Here is a 15,646-nt window from a genome sequence, read left to right as displayed (position 1 = left end):
TGGCGATACTTTGGCTCATGTTCAGTTTCGACGGCCGCGAGTTGGCCGCGGTTTTCGTCGGCGGGGCGGTCGGCACGCTCGCGCGCGCGGGGCTCGAAACGGTTGCCGGGGCCGAACCGGGGCACTGGCCCTGGGCCACGTTCATGGTGAACATCGTCGGTGCATTCCTGGTGGGCTACTTCACCACCCGGTTGCTCGAGCGGCTACCCGTGTCGAGCTATCGCCGACCGCTGCTGGGCACCGGAGTGTGCGGTGGCCTGACCACGTTCTCGACGATGCATGTCGAGATCGTCAGGATGCTCGAACAACAGCGCTACGGCCTCGCGGTCGGGTACACCGTCGCCAGCATCGTCACCGGATTGCTGGCGCTGTATCTCGCGACCGCGCTGGTCCGCCGGGCCAGGATCCGCGGATGACGGTCGTGATCTGGGCCGGCGTCGCGGTGATCGGTGGGCTTGGCGCGGTGTTGCGGTTTCTCGTCGACCGCACGGTGTCGAGCCGGATCCACGCGTCTTTTCCGTACGGCACCTTCGTCGTCAACATCAGCGGCGCGCTGCTGCTCGGCCTGCTGTCAGGGCTCGCGCTGCGCCCCGATCTCGCACTCGTGGTGGGCACCGGATTCGTCGGCGCCTACACCACGTTTTCGACATGGATGCTCGAGACACACCGGCTGGCCGAGGAACGCCAGCTGCGTCCCGCGGTCGCCAACATCGTCGTCAGCATCGCGGTCGGTCTTGTCGCCGCCGCGCTGGGCGTCTGGATCGGAGGTCGACTGTGAACGAGGATTACCTCAAGCTGACCGCCTATTTCGCCGAGCGGCTGCGCAGCGGCGACCGATTTCTCGCCGACGCGCTGCTCGACCTATTCGGTGAGAGCGCCGTGGACACCAGCATCGCCCTGCGCGGCATCGCCAGCTTCGGCCCGCACCACGAGTTGCGCAGCGACCAGTCGTTGAGCGCATCGGAGGATTCGCCGATCGCGATTGCCGCGGTCGACCGCGCCGAGCGGATCGCTCCGCTCGCCGACCGGGCCGTGGCGATGACCACCCGCGGGCTCGTCACGCTTGAGCGGGCCCGCCTGGTCGGCGACGATCCGCCTTCGGGCACCATCAAACTCACCATTTACGTCGGACGCCAGGACCGGGTTTCGGCGCGACCCGCTCACCAAGCCGTCGGCGATGTGCTGTACCGGCACGGCTTCGCCGGTGTCTCAGTCTTTCTCGGTGTCGATGGCACCAAGAACGGTCAGCGACGGCGGGCGCGTTTCTTCAGCCGCAACGTCGATGTACCCGTGATGATCATCGCGGTCGGATCCGGGCCGCAGGTGCTCGCCGCCATCCCTGAACTGCAGGCCATGCTGCGCCAACCGCTGCTGACGCTGGAACGCGTGCAGCTGTGTAAACGTGACGGCGAGCTTCTGACGCGCCCCGCCGCGCTTCCCCTCACCGACGACAACGGGCGACCCCTCTGGCAGAAGCTGATGGTGCACACGTCGGAGGCCACGTTGCACGACGGCCTGCCGATCCACCGGGCGATCGTGCAGCGGCTGTTCGAGGCGAACGCCGCCTCCGGCGCGACCGTGCTGCGCGGCATCTGGGGCTTTCACGGCGACCACAAACCGCACGGCGACAAGATGTTTCAACTCACCCGCCAGGTGCCGGTGACGACGATCGTCGTCGACAGCCCGGAGCGCATCGCCGCGAGCTTCGACATCATCGACGGCCTGACGGGGCGGCGCGGTTTGATCACCAGCGAACTGGTGCCCGCCCTCGTGTCGATAGACGACGGCAGGCGCAGAGGCGGCACCGGCTTGGCGCGTCACCAGTACTGAAGCGCTAACTCGACCGCGGTAACGCGTACAGCGCCATCCGGCGATTCGACATGGTGTGCTCACCCAAGAACTCACATCCTGATTGTTCGCACACCCGGCGGGCAGCAACGTTGCGATGGTCGGGATCGAACATGATCCGCTGACAACGAGGGTCGAGTTCGAAGATGTTGGCGACCAAGCGCGGCAACAGCGTCGGCGCGATACCGCGGTTGACGAATCGAAGGTCCGCGATCGCGGCGTGCAAGCCGACGTCGTGGGGGTCGGCGTCGTAACGCGTCGCGATGGAGTCTTTCGCCGCGCGGTACAACTCGATGTAGCCGAACGGCTCGCCGTGGAAGGCGGCGATGAACGGCCTGGAGTACTCGCTGTCGAGTTGCGCGCGCAGATACCGCTGCCACAGCGGCGGCGGCCAGTCGTACTCCCACGCTCGCACCAGATGCGGCCGGTTCATCCATTCGGAGAGCATCGCGGCATCGGCATCCGGGTCCACCGGGCGGATGGCGTAGGGCATGGCCAACGTCGGCGGCGGGGGTGCGGCCACGGCGCGGACGTCTGCGGAGATCTCGGTGAGTTCACGCGGCAGTACGGCAGCGGGCGCCTCGTCGATGTCAGCCATTTGAGCGCCGAGGCTACCCCAGACGGTCAGGCCAGGGTTACCTTCCTCGATCAGGGTCAAACGATGTTTTGTCAGGGCCGTGGCCTGGGAAGACCTTAGGCATGGACGAAGTCCAGGAACGTGAACGCAAGTGGGACGTCGACGAGCACTTCACTCTCCCGCGGATCGACGACATCGTCGACGGCGCCGACGTGGAACGCAGCACAATCACCCTGAGCAGCGCCTACTACGACACCGCCGACGGCGACCTACAAGCTCACGGCGTGACGCTGCGGCGGCGCGACGGCGACGACGACACCGGGTGGCAACTCAAGGTGCCCGACGCCGCGGGACGGCTCGAGATCCGCACCGCGCTGTCGGACACCCCGCCGACGGAACTGACCGACGCGCTGACGGGCATGCGGTTGGGCAAGCCGTTGGTGAACGTGGCGACGATCCGGACCACCCGCGACCGCTACCGGATCACGGATCGGCGTAGGCGTCGGCTCTGCGCCGAGGTGGCCGACGACAACGTTCTCGCCTCGGTCGGCCACCGGCTGCTGGCGTGGCGCGAGATCGAAGTCGAACTGGGTCCCGGCGCCCGCGCGTTTCCGCGTCGGCTGACCGAGCGGCTGACCGACGCGGGCGCTACACCGTCGCCGCACCCGTCGAAACTCGCGCGGGTCGTGCGGAGCGCGCGACCAGGTCCCGTCGTGGCGACCGCCGCGGGCCGAGCCGTGGTGAGGTATCTGAACGCGCAGATCGATGCGATCTTCGACGGCGATCTCGGCATGCGTCGCGGCAGCGACCCGATCCACGACACCAGAGTCGCTATCCGCCGCCTGCGCAGCACCTTGCGCGTATTCGGTAAGCTGCTCGACCAGAACGCAACCGGGCACGTCGAGGGTGAGCTCAAGTGGTTCGCCGGACTGCTCGGCGAGGTCCGCGATTGTCAGGTGCAGCGCGCCCACTTCACCGACATGCTCGCGAAACTGCCACCGCAGCTCGTGCTCGGACCCGTTGCCAGCCGGATCAACACCGACTTGCAGTCGCACCAATTGCGGTCGCGCAAAGTGGTCGCAGAGGCGATGGATTCGCAGCGCTATCTCGATCTGCTCGCGACGCTTCAGCAGTGGCGTACCGATCCGCCGCTGATCAAAGCACCGAGACTTGCGACTCTGCGCAAGCGGGCGCGCCGCGCCGCGCGCAAGGCTGATCGACGTCTGGCCAAGGCCGTCGAGTCGGGCGATGACGCGCTGCTGCACCGTGCCCGCAAGGCCGCCAAGCGGGCACGCTATGCCGCCGAACTGCGGGCACCCGTGCACAAGGATGCGGCGCGAACGGCCAAGCACTACAAGCAGTTCCAACGTGTGCTCGGCGATCACCAGGACAGCGTCGTCGCAACCGCGACGCTGCGAAGGCTGGCACTCACGGCGGGCACCACCGCGGACGAGAACGGCTTCACCTACGGTCTGCTCTACGCCCGCGAGCAGCAGGGCGCGGAGGCCGCCCGAAGGCGCGTGCGCGAACTGGTCGGCTAACGGTATTTGTCGGCCAACGCACACACCCACTCCGCGGCCGCACCGGCGTCGTCCGGCGGAGCGCCTACGATGACGAGTTCGTCGACGCCGAGTTCGGTGAGCCCAGCGACGTCGTCGACCTGCAGATCGCGCAGCGCCACCGCCAACCGGAGTTCGGCACGCCCGCGGCCGCGCTCGGCACACAACCGGTCCAGGACATCGATCCGTTCGGCGACTTCGTCCACTCCGTCGAGATTGAACCCGTACCAACCGTCGCCCCATGCCACCACCCGACCAAGCGCGGCGTCGGAATTCCCGCCGACGATGATCGGAATGCCATTGCCTGCAATAGGTTTGGGGTTGACCCTGATCGCGTCGAACCGGACGAACTCACCGTCGAATGAGGCGATGTCGTCACGCCACAAGGCGCGCATCGCCGCGACGTACTCCGCCCTGCGCGCCGCGCGCCGCTCGAACGGCACGCCGAGTGCCTCGAACTCTTCTCGGGACCATCCGATGCCGACGCCGAGGGTGAACCTGCCGCCGCTGAGGGTGTCCAGCGTGGCCGCCTGTTTGGCAATGAGCACGGGGTTGTGTTCGGGTAACAGCAATACCCCGGTCGCGATGCCGATTGTCGATGTGGCGGCGGCGGCGAATCCCAGCCCGATCATCGGGTCGATCCAGTCCGCCTCCGCAGGCACCGCGATCTGTCCGTCGTCGGAATACGGATAGCGTGACGACGAGCGGTCCACCATCACGACGTGTTCACCCGACCACAGCGTCGCGAAACCGGACTGTTCGGCCGCCACCGCAACGGAGTCGATGACAGCGCGGGTTGCTCCGGATCCGATCCCGAGGGCGTGTAATCCCAACCGCATCGGGCGATCGTCTCACGCGGCGAGCAGCTAAAGACCTGCGATCAGGCGGCCGATGCCAAGAGCCGGACCAGCACCGCGACGTGACTGAGCTCCAGGTCGCGGGTGGCGGTGACCAGAGTGACCCGACCGGCGCGCACCATGTCACGCAGTTCCGCCAGTGCCTCGGCGCCTTCCCCGGTCGCCAACTCCGCTTCGTATCGCGCGGCGAACTCGTCGAACCGTGCGGCGTCGTGGGAGTACCACTTGCGGAGCTCGGTCGACGCCGCCACCTTCGGCAGCCACCGGCCCACCCGCGGATCGTCCTTGTGGAAGCCGCGCGGCCACAGCCGATCGACGAGGACGCGCTGACCGTCGTCGGGGTCTGGGGCGTCGTACACGCGCGCGACCCCGATGCGGCGACGAGCACTCATGACGTGGAATCGTAGAGCCATGCACATCGATCGGACCGCGGAACTGCAGCGCTGGCAGGACTCCGGCGCGGTGTGGCAGGTCATCACCCGCAGCCAACACAGCGTCACCGTCGGATTGCTGCGCTGCGACGGAGGTGAGGAGGTCGACCGGTTCACTTCCGATGACCCCGGGTTGCTGGCCTTCATCGGCGATCGCTGGAGCAGCGCGGAATGACGATGGATCTCGGCAAGCTCGCGTTCGTTGCTGCCGACGACGCGCCCGACCTTGTCGCCGACGCGGTGCGACCACACCTGCGCGACGGACTGCTCGTCAGCGCGATCGATCCCGACCTGGCCGACACCGCGGCATTTTGCGAGCACTACGACATCGGCATGGACGTCTCGGCCAACTGCGTCGTGGTGGAGGCGCGTCGGGCCGACCGCACCTGGTACGCGGCCTGCGTCGTGCTCGCGACCACCCGCGCCGACGTCAACGGCGTGGTCCGCAAACACCTTGGGGCACGCAAGATCTCATTTGCGTCGATGGATGACGCGGTCGCCCACACCGGCATGGAGTACGGCGGCATCACGCCTGTCGGGTTGCCACCGGATTGGCCGATCCTGGTCGACGCCAACGTCGTCGATCAACAGCGAGTGGTCATCGGCAGCGGCATTCGCGGTTCGAAGCTTCTCGCTGACACCAGCGTCTTGGCGTCACTGCCGAACGCCGAGGTGCTGGACATCGCGATGCGCCGAACGTGAGCTTGTGCGCGAAATTTTGGCTGATAGTCGAGCACGACCTCACGTTCGGCCGGCGAACCAGCGAGAGCTTCGTGACGTCGTATCGACGTGGCACCCGACTGGCCGTTCCTCAGCACCGAAGCGTTGGCTCGCGGTGAGCTCAACCGCTATCAGTTGAGTACGCAGTATGACGCGGTGCTTCGCAACGTATACGTGCCGAAAGGCCAGGTATTGACGGCTGCCGACAAAGCGGTCGCGGCGTGGCTCTGGTCGGGGCGCCGCGCGACGGCGGCGGGGCTGTCAGGGGCAGCCTTGCTGGGGTCGCGATGGATCGACGCGGCGCAGCCGGCCGAACTTGATCAACCGAGTCGATACAAGACAAAGGGCATCGTCCTGCACAGTGACGCGTTGGCGGACAACGAAAGGTGTTTCATACGCGGGATTCCCGTCACGTCACCGGTGCGAACAGCGTTTGACCTCGGGCGGCGTCGCGGGCAGACGATGGCGGTCATCCGCATCGATGCCCTGATGCAGGCCAACAACGTCAAACCCACAGAGGTCGAGTGGATCGCCGCCGCCACCGCGGAGCGCGCGGGACGATCCAGTTGCGCGAGGTATTGGACCTTGCCGGTGCCGAGTCACCGCAGGAAACTCGCACGCGGCTGATCCTGACCGACGCCGGATTGCGGCCACATCGCACGCAGATCAACATCTTCAACGACTCCGGTCGATTCGTGCACCGGATCGATATGGGTTGGGAGGACTGGAAGGTCGGGGTTGAGTACGACGGCATCCAACATTGGATCGAGCCCGCATCCGCGCCTACCTGATCGTCTGGCATGCCGAGGCGATGGACCTCGGCTGGCGCATCGTCCGCGTCAGCGGCGACATGATCCGCTATCGACGCGCGGCGCTCTGTGCGGCCGGGGCCGCCACCTAGGTGTAGAACGTGAACGTTCAGCGGCGTCGGGGTTAGACGGCGACGTCGTCGTGGTCTGTCGAGATGGCCAACTCGCGCCAGGCCTGCTGCTCCTCGGCGACGAACTGAAGCTTCTCCGCGACCGCGCCAAACGAATCACGACCCAATTGAATGCGCAGCGGTGGCCGCTCGGCTGACGCGATCTCCACGATCGCCGCGGCCGCTTTGACCGGGTCGCCCGGCTGCGCGTGGTTGGCGTCTGCGGCGTGCTGTCTGACGGCACCCGCGGTCTCGGCGTAGTCGTCGATGACCGTGCCCTCGGTGCTGAGGCTCGACGCGTCGAGAAAGTCGGTGCGGAAATAGCCCGGTTCCACGATGATGACGTCGATGCCGAGCGGACCCACTTCGCCTGCGAGCGCTTCGGAGATCGCCTCGACGGCGAACTTGGTGGCGCAATAGATGCCCCAGCCCGCCGACGACCTGAACCCGCCTATCGAAGACAGGTTGACGATGCGGCCCGACCGCTGTGCCCGCATCGTCGGTAGGACGGCGCGCAGCACATTGAGGATGCCGAAGACGTTGGTATCGAAGACCGCTCGTGCGGCGACGTCGCTGGCCTCCTCAACCGCCGACAACAAGCCACGGCCCGCGTTGTTGACCACCACATCGATGCGCCCGAACCGCTGCACGGCCGCGTCGGCAGCCGCTGCCGCCTGCGCCTCGTCGAGCACGTCGAGCGCCACCGGCAACAGCCGGTCATCGGCGTCGGGGAACCGGGCGTTGATGCCGCCGGGATCACGGGCGGTCGCAACAACCGAATGCCCGGCGGCAAGGGCTTTCTCGACGATCTCCGCGCCGAATCCGCGGTTCGCACCAGTGACAAACCAGACGCTCATGACACCACTTCCCTTCCGATTAATGAACCCGGCGTGGCGGCCACACCGGTGATCCCAGTTCACGCGACACCGTGCGTGCCGTGTCGCGCAACGCGTCGATGGCTTCCGGATCCAGCGGCCAACGTGCCGCGGGAGCCACCAGGCCGATGGCCCCTGTCGCCTCGCCCGACGAATCGAAAACCGGTGCGGCTGCGGCACATTCACCCAGCACAGCCTCCTCGACCTCCGTCGCGAGCCCTGACGAGCGGATCTTCTCCAACTGGTCGGTCAACACCGCCGAGTCGGTGATCGTCTCCCCGGTCATGCTGCGCAGTTCACCCGACTTGTAGTCGGCTTGAAATGCCAACAGCGCCTTACCCAGAGCGCTGGCATGCGCCGGGATCACGATGCCGACCTCAGGCATCTGACGCGTACCGTCCGGCCTCGGCTCGTGGGCCACGACCACGACCTCGTCGAACAGCAGTACCGCTGTCCGCACCGCACATCCCGTCCGTCGCGCCAGACCTTCAGCCCAGATCGCGACACGTGAGCGCAGTTCGAGTGTGTCGAGGTATACGTTGCCCAGCCGCAGCGTGGCGGGCCCGAGTCGGTAGCGGCCCGAGTCGAACTCCTGCTGCACCATGCCGTGCGCCAGCAGGGTCCGGACCAGACCGTGGACGGTGGACGGCGCCAGGCCGATGGCGGTCGCGATCTCGCCGAGGCTCATCCGACGGCCGCCCTGCAGCACCGTGAGGATGCGCAGCGCGCGATCCACCGCCTGGATCATGCCTCCACCTTTCCTTGAGAGCCCCGGAATGACCTCTTGTGATGACCGAAGCATAAGCGTATGGTCCAGATCACATTCGACATTATCGAATGCTATCCGAGATAGTCGACCACCGGACGGAGAACGTGATGGACGAACCCTCGCTCACCCAGAAACTCGCCGCCGAAGCGTTCGGTACCGCGTTCTTGGTGTTCATCGGCGTCGGATCGGTGCCCGCGACGATCATCGTCAATGGGGATGCGCCGTTCACCATGGCCGATCTCGGCATGATCTCGTTCGCGTTCGCGACCGTCGTGGTGGCAACGATCTACGCGCTCGGCCACATCTCCGGCAACCACATCAACCCCGCGGTCACACTCGGACTCGCGGCGACCGGCAAGTTTCCGTGGTCCCGCGTGCCGGCCTATATCGCTGCACAGGTGATCGGGGCGATCGTCGGCGCGGCGGCGATCATCGGCGTGCTCGGCACGGCCGCCCGCGACGCCGGCCTGGGAGTAGCGACCTATTCCGGGAACGTCAGTGCGGTACAGGCCTTCTTCGCGGAATTCGTGGGTACGTTCATTCTCGTGTTCACCGTCTTCGGCGTGATACACCGCAAGGCCTCGGCCGGATTCGCCGGTGTGGCCATCGGTTTGGTGGTGTTCGCGGCGATCATCCCGGTGGCACCCACTACGGGCGCGTCGATCAACCCGGCCCGCACATTCGGCCCGATGCTCATCCAGCAGATCGCGGGCGGCTCCGTCTCCTGGAGTCAGTTGCCGGTCTACCTCGCGGCCGAATGCCTTGCCGGTGTGCTCGCCGCGTGCGCCTACGTCGCGATCTCGAAAACCCGGGCCGACGAGACACCCGCCGCTGTCCCGGTTCCCGCCGACGCCACGACCGCTGCCTGAGGAGACCGGATATGAAGAAGCTCATCAACGATCCCGCCGACGTCATCGACGAAGCCCTGCGCGGGATGGCAATGGCGCACCCCGAACTGCGCATAGACCACGCCAACCGGATCGTCTACCGCGGCGACGCACCGGTGTCCGGCAAGGTGGGGTTGATCTCCGGCGGAGGATCGGGTCATGAACCACTGCACGGCGGCTTCGTCGGGCAAGGCATGCTCGACGCCGCCTGTGCCGGTGAGGTTTTCACCTCGCCGGTGCCCGACCAGATGCTGGAGGCCACCAAGAACATCGACGGCGGAGCGGGTGTGCTGCACATCGTCAAGAACTACACCGGCGACGTGATGAACTTCGAGATGGCCGCCGAACTGGCCGACGCGGAAGGCATCACAGTCGAATCGGTGGTCGTCGACGACGACGTCGCCGTCCAGGACAGCACCTACACCGCGGGGCGTCGTGGCGTCGGCGCCACCGTTCTGGTGGAGAAGATCGCAGGCGCCGCGGCAGACGAGGGCCGCAGCCTGTCCGACGTCGCAGACGTCGCCCGCCGCGTGAACTCGACGTCACGCAGTATGGGTGTCGCGCTGACGTCGTGCACGGTGCCCGCCGTCGGACATCCGACCTTCGACCTGTCCGACACCGAAATCGAGGTCGGTATCGGCATTCACGGTGAGCCAGGCAGACAGCGGATGCCCATGCAATCCGCGCGGGCGGTGGCCGAACTCATGCTCGAACCGGTGCTCGCCGATCTCGACTTCTCGGGCGATGACGGCGTGATCCTGTTCGTCAACAGCATGGGCGCCACCCCACTGATCGAGTTGTACGTCATGTACTCGGAGTTCGCCGCGATTCTCGATAAGGCGGGGGTGAGAATCGCGCGGTCGCTGGTGGGTCCGTACATCACCAGCCTCGACATGGCGGGCTGCTCTGTGACGTTGCTGCGCGCCGACGACGAGATGCTGCGGTTGTGGGACCACCCCGTCAGCACGCCGGCACTGCGGAGGGGATGCTGAATGGATCTGGCCCAGCTCACGTCGTGGATTCGGGAATACGCACGGCTGATCAACGAAAATGCCCAAGCGCTCACCGATCTCGATGCCGCCATCGGCGACGCCGACCACGGCATCAACATGGATCGCGGCATGACCGCTGTACTCACAGCTCTTGATGACGCGGCACCTGCCGATATGTCCGCGCTCTGCAAACAGGTGGGCATGACGCTGGTGAAGTCGGTCGGCGGCGCCAGCGGCCCGCTGTACGGCACGTTCTTCCTGCGGATGGCCGGTGCGCTCGGAGCCGACGAGCGAGTCGACGCGGCGACGTTCGCGAAAGCGCTGCGCGCAGGCGTCGAGGGCGTGGTGCAGCGGGGTCGCGCCGAGGCCGGCGACAAGACCATGTTCGACGCTCTGGCACCCGCGCTCGACGCGCTCGACGCCGCGTTGGCCTCAGGAGAAGGCCTCGCGGTCGCGCTCGCCGACGCCACCGTGGCGGCCGAAAACGGCCGTGATGCCACCGAATCCATGGTCGCCCGCAAGGGCCGTGCCAGCTACCTCGGTCAGCGCAGTGTCGGCCATGTCGATCCGGGCGCCACGTCGGCGGCGATGCTGATCGCGGCGGTTGCGTCCGCCTTCGCCGCAGGCGGGTGAGCCGGTGACCGTCGGGATAGTCGTTGTCTCGCACAGCCGGGCGTTGGCGCGAGCCGCGGTCGCATTGGCGCAGGAAATGTTGCACGGCAAACAGATTCGTATCGCTGTCGCCGCAGGTCTCGATGACACCACCTTCGGGACGGATGCAGCGCAGATCGTCGATGCCATCATGTCCGCGGACCAGGGCGCGGGCGTGGTGGTGTTGATGGACCTCGGCAGCGCGGTGCTGTCGGCCGAGTTGGCGCTCGAACTTGTCGACGACGACGTCCGCGACCGGGTGGTGCTGTGCCCCGCACCGCTGGTGGAGGGCCTGGTGGTGGCGGCGGTGGCGGCGGCCAACGGCGCCGACAGCGGCGAGGTGGCCGCCGAGGCCGCAGGTGCGCTGGCAGGAAAAGTGGGCCACCTCGGGCCTGCGCAGGCCGCCGTCGACGACGACGATCATGACGCCGACGAACTCGTTGGCAGCTTTGTCGTCAACAATCCACACGGCTTGCACGCCCGCCCTGCCGCCCGGCTGGTGCAGGAGGTCCGCCGTCGCGACGCACACGTCCGGATACGGAATCGGCGGACCGAGTCGAAATGGGTTGATGCAGGAAGCCTTTCGAAGATCGCCACACTGGGTGTGCGGTCCGGCGATGAGGTCGAGGTGCGGGTCTCCGGCAGTCAGGCCGCCGAGTCCCTCGACCACATCTTGTCGTTGGCTGCGCGCAACTTCGACGAGACGTCCGGCGAGGCGGTGCCCATTCCCCAGCCCGTAGCGCGGCTGACGCCGATCGGCGCCGGGTCCGGATTGGGCATCGGGCCCGCGCACACGGCACGGTCGGGCGCCGTCCACTATCCCGACACACCCGCCGGCGAACCCGCGGCCGAGTGGCGTCGGGTCAGCAAGGCGATCGCGTCGGTTCGGCGCACCATCAGCCAGTTGCGCACCCGCACCGCTCGTGACGTCGGAGAGACCCAGGCCGCGATCTTCGACGCTCACCAACTTCTGCTCGACGACGCCGCATTGCTCGACAGTGCCCGCGGCCGGATCGACGACGGGGTGTCCGCCGTTTCGGCGTGGTCGACCGCGGTAGAGGAGCTTGCCGCCGAGTTCGCGGCATTGCCAGATCCCTACCTGCGGGCCCGGGCCGACGATGTTCGCGCCGTCGGCGATCAAGTCCTGCGGGCGATGGTGGGCGGTGCCGAGAATTCGCCCGGGCCGACAGGCGTGGTGATCGCGGCCGACCTGACGCCGGCGGAAGCCGCCGAGCTTGATCCCTCACGCGTGAATGCGGTGTTGCTTGCCTTCGGCAGCCCACATGGACACAACGTGATCCTGTTGCGGGCGAAGGGCATTCCGGTGATTGTCGGCGCAGGCCCGTCAGTGCTCGCGATCGCCGACGGCACGGTTGTCGCGGTGGACGGAGGTAATGGCGAGTTCATTGTCGACCCGCCGCCGGATGCCCGCCGGGCGTTCCAAGAGCGGGTGGACGCACTGGCGCAGCGCCAGCGGCAGGCCCATGCGCACGCCGCCGAACCGGCGACCACGCGTGACGGCGTCACGATTCCGGTCGGCGCCAACGTCGGTTCAGTGGACGACGCGCGTGCTGCCGCCGCGCACGGTGCCGATCTCGCCGGACTCGTCCGCACCGAATTCTTGTTCCTCGGCAGACAGGATGCGCCGGACGTAGAGGAACAGGTCGCCGTCTACCGCAAGATCGCCGAATCTCTCGAAGGACGGCGAATCACGTTGCGCACATTGGACGTCGGTGGCGATAAACCATTGGAGTTTCTGCCCGCCCCCGCCGAACTGAACCCTTATCTCGGCGTGCGCGGCATCCGGATGTCGCTGGCACATCCGGATCTGCTGGCCGATCAACTGTTGGCGATGGTGCGGGTAGCGCAGCAGACACCCGTCAGCATCATGTTCCCGATGATCGCCACTCTCGGCGAATTGCTGTCAGCTCGTGAACTTCTCGATACCGCGATGAGTCGCGCGGGTGGCTGCCCGCCGACCGGATTGCAGGTGGGAATGATGGTGGAGGTGCCTGCGGCCGCCCTCAAGGCTGCCGCGTTCGCCCGTCACGTCGACTTCTTGTCCATCGGCACCAACGACTTGACGCAGTACACGCTGGCCGCTGACCGCAACAACGATGCGGTTTCGTCCATCGGCGACGCCTTCGATCCCGCACTGCTGCAACTGATTCGAGCAACCTGCCGGGGAGCGGCAGGCAAAGCGTCGGTATCAGTGTGCGGCGAGTTCGCGGCCGACGAGCGCGCGACGGCCGTGCTGCTCGGATTGGGCGTCGATGGGCTATCCGTCACTCCCCCAGCCATTCCCGCCACGAAGGAAGCCGTCCGTGCGGCAGACATCGTCGAGGCTCGACGGATCGCAACAGAAATGCTGTCCAGCGACAGTGCGTCGGCCGTGCGGACACGGTTGGGTCGAGACGGCTAAGGCAGGGTCAGAAAGCTGCCGTTCCACCACACGCCCCATGTGCTGAGATCCGTGTTCCACACCACCGGCAGCCACGGCGCCCAGAACGGTGGCGGCGGGGCGGGCGGTGCCCACATCGGCACCACCGCGTCCTGAGGTATCGGGCCGTCGTGTCCCGGTACCGGAACGGGTGGCGGTGGTGTCGGTTGCGGCGGATCGGCTTGCGCCATCCCAGCGCCGAACGTGGCCGCCGCAAGGCTCACTACGCCAACGAGGGTCGCTTCGGCCGCGCTTCGCTTCCGCTTCACACGTACTCCTTCGCATCGGCTAACCCCTCGAACGCAAACGGCTACCCCACGGATACTGTGAACTAAACCGCGGAGTGCTGAAAATGCGCCGAGATGACCGACACGTAAATCAGTGAGCTCACAGAGCGGTTCCAGTGATCATTACGGTCGGAGCGCAACGATCCCGATATGAAGACGAAACGAACGGCTAACAGTCGTCGCGGTGTGAAGTTGGTGGGAGCCATCTGCGCCGCAGCAGCAGTGATCGGTGCAGGTGTCTTGACCGTCGTTCTCGACAACGGTAACTCGGGGCACGTCAACACGCTGGCCGGATCCGGGGACGGATCGTCCGGCGGCGTCTACGTCCAGCCTTCCGTGAGCAATATGAACGTGGGAGCAACGGCCACGTTCACGACACCTGCGACGGTGGAGCCCACCACCGAAGCTGTCCCTCCGGTCAAGGCGGGCTAGCGATGAGTTGGGCGCGCCCTGTATGCCGGGCGGGCGCTGTCGCGACAGGCCTTGCCGCGGTGGCTATTTCGGTTAGCGGCGTGGCTACCGCGGCTACCGATGTGACCGGACAGAAGTACTCCGACGCGCAGAGTTCACTGAGTAGCTCTGGCTTCAAGCCCGTCGTGGAATCCGTTGTCGGCGACCAGAAGTCGTGGCCCGACTGCGTAGTGACCCATGCGCAGAAGCGGACGGTCCAGCCACCACCCAACAGCAGCGGCTCGGCGACCAACGAGATGCTGGTGTCGTTGAATTGTGAGGCAGGAGTTGCCTCGGCGACCACACCCGGCAATTCGGCCGCCAGCCCAGAAGGCAAGGCTGCGGCTGCCGCCGCCGCCAAGCAGGCCAGCGGCGGTTCCGGCTAGCCCGCCCGCCCAACCAGGTCGGTGAACGCTTTGGCCGCCGCATCGACGCCGGCCTGATCCTCGGTGCCCACCAGATCGAGAAGCAGGCCGCGCATGACCGCCAAACCGAGGCGGCCGAGCGCGGGATCCGCAGCGTCTGCCAGCCACAGGTCAACGGCTCCTGGCAACATGCTGGAAAACGGCGCCTCGCCCTGGACGCCGCGCGCGTAGCACTCGAAGAACAGCCGCTCGAACGGGCGTAGTTCGGGCCGGCGAAGGTTGGCCCACATCGCCGCGACGGCCGCCGCGGGTTCGGTTGGCAACGTCGGTAACAGCGCGCGTTGACGACGCTCGACCTCGTCGACGATCGCCAGCAGCAGTTCGTTTCGTGAACCAAAGTGGTGCAGCAGCATGCGGTGGCTGGTGCCGACGGCTGCGGCGATGTCGCGCAGCGAGCGGTCCCCGATCCCGCGCTCGGCGCACTCCTTCACCACCGCGTCGAGCAACTCCTGACGCCGGACCAGATCAGGCGGTCGGGCCATCTACGCGCCGCTGCTCGCTTCGGGCCTTGAGCCCAGTCGCCTCCAAATCCAAGTAGCGCCTTGTCATCCCACGCATGAGCACGCCGACCAGTGCGCCGATCGGTCCGCGCTGATCCAGCTGCTGGCGGACCTTGGTGCGGCCGTCGGACTCGGCGTTGACCTCATGGCGTGCCACCGTGCTCCCGCCGGGCGAGCGCTGCACCCAGGTCCACGACTCGCCAGGAGTCAACTCAGTGACCTCCCAGACAAGCTTGGGCATCCGCGGTTGTTTGATCTCGAAGCGCTTGCCGACCGCCAATCCGGGCCCGTCGAGCGCCACGATTTTGGTAACCGAGGGAGTCCATTCCGGCCAGCGTTCGACATCGCTGAACACCTCCCAAACCACCTGGGCCGGCGCATCGATGTCGACCCCACAGTCAGTAATCATGTACCAGATGGTACAGCTAGATTTCCTCCGCGAACAGACGCAGAAGCCCA

22 protein-coding genes are annotated in these 15,646 nt (G+C 66.7%); 14 read left to right on the top strand and 8 right to left on the bottom strand.

Going from position 1 to position 15,646, the window contains the following annotated elements:
* The first annotated feature begins 17 nt into the window (after positions 1 to 17).
* Genes crcB (ACGFK1_RS00975) through ACGFK1_RS00965 form a run of 3 tightly spaced genes read left to right on the top strand, consistent with a single transcriptional unit; the run spans position 18 to position 1,830 of the window.
* Positions 18 to 416 (top strand): fluoride efflux transporter CrcB, encoded by a 399-nt coding sequence (crcB, locus tag ACGFK1_RS00975; RefSeq protein WP_393424253.1) that lies wholly within the window; start codon positions 18 to 20, stop codon positions 414 to 416.
* On the top strand, positions 413 to 778 hold the full coding sequence (gene crcB / locus ACGFK1_RS00970; protein WP_393424250.1) for a fluoride efflux transporter CrcB: 366 nt from the start codon (positions 413 to 415) through the stop codon (positions 776 to 778). Before crcB (ACGFK1_RS00975) ends, crcB (ACGFK1_RS00970) begins: the two co-directional genes overlap by 4 nt.
* The gene (locus ACGFK1_RS00965) at positions 775 to 1,830 is read left to right on the top strand and encodes a DUF190 domain-containing protein (protein WP_393424247.1); all 1,056 of its coding nucleotides are present in this window, start codon (positions 775 to 777) and stop codon (positions 1,828 to 1,830) included. Before crcB (ACGFK1_RS00970) ends, ACGFK1_RS00965 begins: the two co-directional genes overlap by 4 nt.
* A 4-nt stretch (positions 1,831 to 1,834) precedes the next feature.
* Here the strand turns inward: ACGFK1_RS00965 and ACGFK1_RS00960 are convergent, their stop codons facing one another.
* Positions 1,835 to 2,446: a GNAT family N-acetyltransferase gene (locus ACGFK1_RS00960; RefSeq protein WP_393424244.1), complete on the bottom strand. Its 612-nt coding sequence runs from the start codon at positions 2,444 to 2,446 to the stop codon at positions 1,835 to 1,837.
* Positions 2,447 to 2,547: 101 nt separating this feature from the next.
* Here ACGFK1_RS00960 and ACGFK1_RS00955 point away from each other — a divergent pair, with 101 nt between their 5' ends.
* Positions 2,548 to 3,966, top strand: a complete 1,419-nt coding sequence (locus tag ACGFK1_RS00955) for a CHAD domain-containing protein (RefSeq protein ID WP_393424241.1) — start codon at positions 2,548 to 2,550, stop codon at positions 3,964 to 3,966.
* Here ACGFK1_RS00955 and ACGFK1_RS00950 read toward each other — a convergent pair.
* Together ACGFK1_RS00950 and ACGFK1_RS00945 are read right to left on the bottom strand one after the other, a co-directional pair.
* Positions 3,963 to 4,823 (bottom strand): LLM class F420-dependent oxidoreductase, encoded by an 861-nt coding sequence (locus ACGFK1_RS00950; protein ID WP_393424238.1) that lies wholly within the window; start codon positions 4,821 to 4,823, stop codon positions 3,963 to 3,965. The two genes, ACGFK1_RS00955 and ACGFK1_RS00950, sit on opposite strands and share 4 nt — an antisense overlap.
* A gap of 41 nt (positions 4,824 to 4,864) precedes the next feature.
* Positions 4,865 to 5,233, bottom strand: coding sequence for a DUF488 domain-containing protein (locus tag ACGFK1_RS00945; protein ID WP_393424235.1), 369 nt, complete (start codon positions 5,231 to 5,233; stop codon positions 4,865 to 4,867).
* Positions 5,234 to 5,252: 19 nt separating this feature from the next.
* On the opposite strand from ACGFK1_RS00945, the gene ACGFK1_RS00940 reads away from it, so the two are divergent.
* The 4 genes from ACGFK1_RS00940 (at position 5,253) to ACGFK1_RS00925 (ending at position 6,893) form a co-directional block, all read left to right on the top strand.
* Positions 5,253 to 5,447, top strand: coding sequence for a hypothetical protein (locus ACGFK1_RS00940; protein WP_393424232.1), 195 nt, complete (start codon positions 5,253 to 5,255; stop codon positions 5,445 to 5,447).
* Entirely contained in the window at positions 5,444 to 5,974 is a 531-nt protein-coding gene (locus ACGFK1_RS00935; RefSeq protein WP_393424229.1) for a YbaK/EbsC family protein, read from the top strand. Before ACGFK1_RS00940 ends, ACGFK1_RS00935 begins: the two co-directional genes overlap by 4 nt.
* Positions 5,975 to 6,061: 87 nt before the next feature.
* Positions 6,062 to 6,619, top strand: a complete 558-nt coding sequence (locus ACGFK1_RS00930) for a hypothetical protein (protein WP_393424226.1) — start codon at positions 6,062 to 6,064, stop codon at positions 6,617 to 6,619.
* Positions 6,620 to 6,752: 133 nt separating this feature from the next.
* Positions 6,753 to 6,893, top strand: coding sequence for a hypothetical protein (locus tag ACGFK1_RS00925; RefSeq protein WP_393424223.1), 141 nt, complete (start codon positions 6,753 to 6,755; stop codon positions 6,891 to 6,893).
* 32 nt (positions 6,894 to 6,925) lie between these two features.
* On the opposite strand, the gene ACGFK1_RS00920 is transcribed toward ACGFK1_RS00925, so the two are convergent.
* Both ACGFK1_RS00920 and ACGFK1_RS00915 read right to left on the bottom strand, forming a co-directional pair.
* Complete coding sequence (locus tag ACGFK1_RS00920) at positions 6,926 to 7,768, bottom strand: oxidoreductase (protein ID WP_393424220.1); 843 nt, start codon at positions 7,766 to 7,768, stop codon at positions 6,926 to 6,928.
* 19 nt (positions 7,769 to 7,787) lie between these two features.
* Positions 7,788 to 8,534 (bottom strand): IclR family transcriptional regulator, encoded by a 747-nt coding sequence (locus ACGFK1_RS00915; protein WP_393424218.1) that lies wholly within the window; start codon positions 8,532 to 8,534, stop codon positions 7,788 to 7,790.
* 128 nt (positions 8,535 to 8,662) lie between these two features.
* On the opposite strand from ACGFK1_RS00915, the gene ACGFK1_RS00910 reads away from it, so the two are divergent.
* Genes ACGFK1_RS00910 through ptsP form a run of 4 tightly spaced genes read left to right on the top strand, consistent with a single transcriptional unit; the run spans position 8,663 to position 13,507 of the window.
* Positions 8,663 to 9,424 (top strand): MIP/aquaporin family protein, encoded by a 762-nt coding sequence (locus tag ACGFK1_RS00910; RefSeq protein WP_393424215.1) that lies wholly within the window; start codon positions 8,663 to 8,665, stop codon positions 9,422 to 9,424.
* Between the two features lie 11 nt (positions 9,425 to 9,435).
* The gene (gene dhaK, locus ACGFK1_RS00905) at positions 9,436 to 10,434 is read left to right on the top strand and encodes a dihydroxyacetone kinase subunit DhaK (protein ID WP_393424212.1); all 999 of its coding nucleotides are present in this window, start codon (positions 9,436 to 9,438) and stop codon (positions 10,432 to 10,434) included.
* A complete protein-coding gene (gene dhaL / locus ACGFK1_RS00900) occupies positions 10,435 to 11,067 on the top strand; it encodes a dihydroxyacetone kinase subunit DhaL (RefSeq protein WP_393424209.1) in 633 nt (210 codons plus the stop codon).
* Between the two features lie 4 nt (positions 11,068 to 11,071).
* Complete coding sequence (gene ptsP, locus ACGFK1_RS00895) at positions 11,072 to 13,507, top strand: phosphoenolpyruvate--protein phosphotransferase (RefSeq protein ID WP_393424206.1); 2,436 nt, start codon at positions 11,072 to 11,074, stop codon at positions 13,505 to 13,507.
* Here ptsP and ACGFK1_RS00890 read toward each other — a convergent pair.
* Positions 13,504 to 13,794, bottom strand: a complete 291-nt coding sequence (locus ACGFK1_RS00890) for a hypothetical protein (protein WP_393424203.1) — start codon at positions 13,792 to 13,794, stop codon at positions 13,504 to 13,506. The genes ptsP and ACGFK1_RS00890 overlap by 4 nt on opposite strands.
* Positions 13,795 to 13,998: 204 nt before the next feature.
* Here ACGFK1_RS00890 and ACGFK1_RS00885 point away from each other — a divergent pair, with 204 nt between their 5' ends.
* A complete protein-coding gene (locus ACGFK1_RS00885; RefSeq protein ID WP_393424200.1) occupies positions 13,999 to 14,244 on the top strand; it encodes a hypothetical protein in 246 nt (81 codons plus the stop codon).
* An 80-nt stretch (positions 14,245 to 14,324) separates the two neighbouring features.
* Positions 14,325 to 14,648, top strand: coding sequence for a hypothetical protein (locus tag ACGFK1_RS00880; protein WP_393424197.1), 324 nt, complete (start codon positions 14,325 to 14,327; stop codon positions 14,646 to 14,648).
* On the opposite strand, the gene ACGFK1_RS00875 is transcribed toward ACGFK1_RS00880, so the two are convergent.
* Positions 14,645 to 15,169 carry a TetR/AcrR family transcriptional regulator gene (locus ACGFK1_RS00875; protein ID WP_393424194.1) on the bottom strand — a complete coding sequence of 175 codons (525 nt, stop codon included), beginning with the start codon at positions 15,167 to 15,169 and terminating at the stop codon, positions 14,645 to 14,647. The two genes, ACGFK1_RS00880 and ACGFK1_RS00875, sit on opposite strands and share 4 nt — an antisense overlap.
* Positions 15,153 to 15,596: an SRPBCC family protein gene (locus ACGFK1_RS00870; RefSeq protein ID WP_393424191.1), complete on the bottom strand. Its 444-nt coding sequence runs from the start codon at positions 15,594 to 15,596 to the stop codon at positions 15,153 to 15,155. Before ACGFK1_RS00870 ends, ACGFK1_RS00875 begins: the two co-directional genes overlap by 17 nt.
* Between the last annotated feature and the right edge of the window lie 50 nt (positions 15,597 to 15,646).

It is taken from the genome of Mycobacterium sp. NPDC048908 (assembly GCF_043197955.1).
GTDB lineage: Bacteria > Actinomycetota > Actinomycetes > Mycobacteriales > Mycobacteriaceae > Mycobacterium.
The sequence above is the reverse complement of the archived record's forward strand: the minus strand, read 5'-3'. Positions and strand labels throughout refer to the sequence as shown.

Excerpts from the sequence above, each read along its gene's own strand:
- dhaL (WP_393424209.1), top strand. The coding sequence starts at position 10,435 with ATGGATCTGGCCCAGCTCACGTCGTGGATTCGGGAATACGCACGGCTG.
- ACGFK1_RS00875 (WP_393424194.1), bottom strand. The coding sequence starts at position 15,169 with ATGGCCCGACCGCCTGATCTGGTCCGGCGTCAGGAGTTGCTCGACGCG.
- ACGFK1_RS00915 (WP_393424218.1), bottom strand. The coding sequence starts at position 8,534 with ATGATCCAGGCGGTGGATCGCGCGCTGCGCATCCTCACGGTGCTGCAG.
- ACGFK1_RS00945 (WP_393424235.1), bottom strand. The coding sequence starts at position 5,233 with ATGAGTGCTCGTCGCCGCATCGGGGTCGCGCGCGTGTACGACGCCCCA.
- ACGFK1_RS00950 (WP_393424238.1), bottom strand. The coding sequence starts at position 4,823 with ATGCGGTTGGGATTACACGCCCTCGGGATCGGATCCGGAGCAACCCGC.
- ACGFK1_RS00910 (WP_393424215.1), top strand. The coding sequence starts at position 8,663 with ATGGACGAACCCTCGCTCACCCAGAAACTCGCCGCCGAAGCGTTCGGT.
- ACGFK1_RS00935 (WP_393424229.1), top strand. The coding sequence starts at position 5,444 with ATGACGATGGATCTCGGCAAGCTCGCGTTCGTTGCTGCCGACGACGCG.
- dhaK (WP_393424212.1), top strand. The coding sequence starts at position 9,436 with ATGAAGAAGCTCATCAACGATCCCGCCGACGTCATCGACGAAGCCCTG.
- ACGFK1_RS00960 (WP_393424244.1), bottom strand. The coding sequence starts at position 2,446 with ATGGCTGACATCGACGAGGCGCCCGCTGCCGTACTGCCGCGTGAACTC.
- crcB (WP_393424253.1), top strand. The coding sequence starts at position 18 with ATGTTCAGTTTCGACGGCCGCGAGTTGGCCGCGGTTTTCGTCGGCGGG.
- ACGFK1_RS00940 (WP_393424232.1), top strand. The coding sequence starts at position 5,253 with ATGCACATCGATCGGACCGCGGAACTGCAGCGCTGGCAGGACTCCGGC.
- ACGFK1_RS00955 (WP_393424241.1), top strand. The coding sequence starts at position 2,548 with ATGGACGAAGTCCAGGAACGTGAACGCAAGTGGGACGTCGACGAGCAC.
- crcB (WP_393424250.1), top strand. The coding sequence starts at position 413 with ATGACGGTCGTGATCTGGGCCGGCGTCGCGGTGATCGGTGGGCTTGGC.
- ACGFK1_RS00920 (WP_393424220.1), bottom strand. The coding sequence starts at position 7,768 with ATGAGCGTCTGGTTTGTCACTGGTGCGAACCGCGGATTCGGCGCGGAG.
- ACGFK1_RS00870 (WP_393424191.1), bottom strand. The coding sequence starts at position 15,596 with ATGATTACTGACTGTGGGGTCGACATCGATGCGCCGGCCCAGGTGGTT.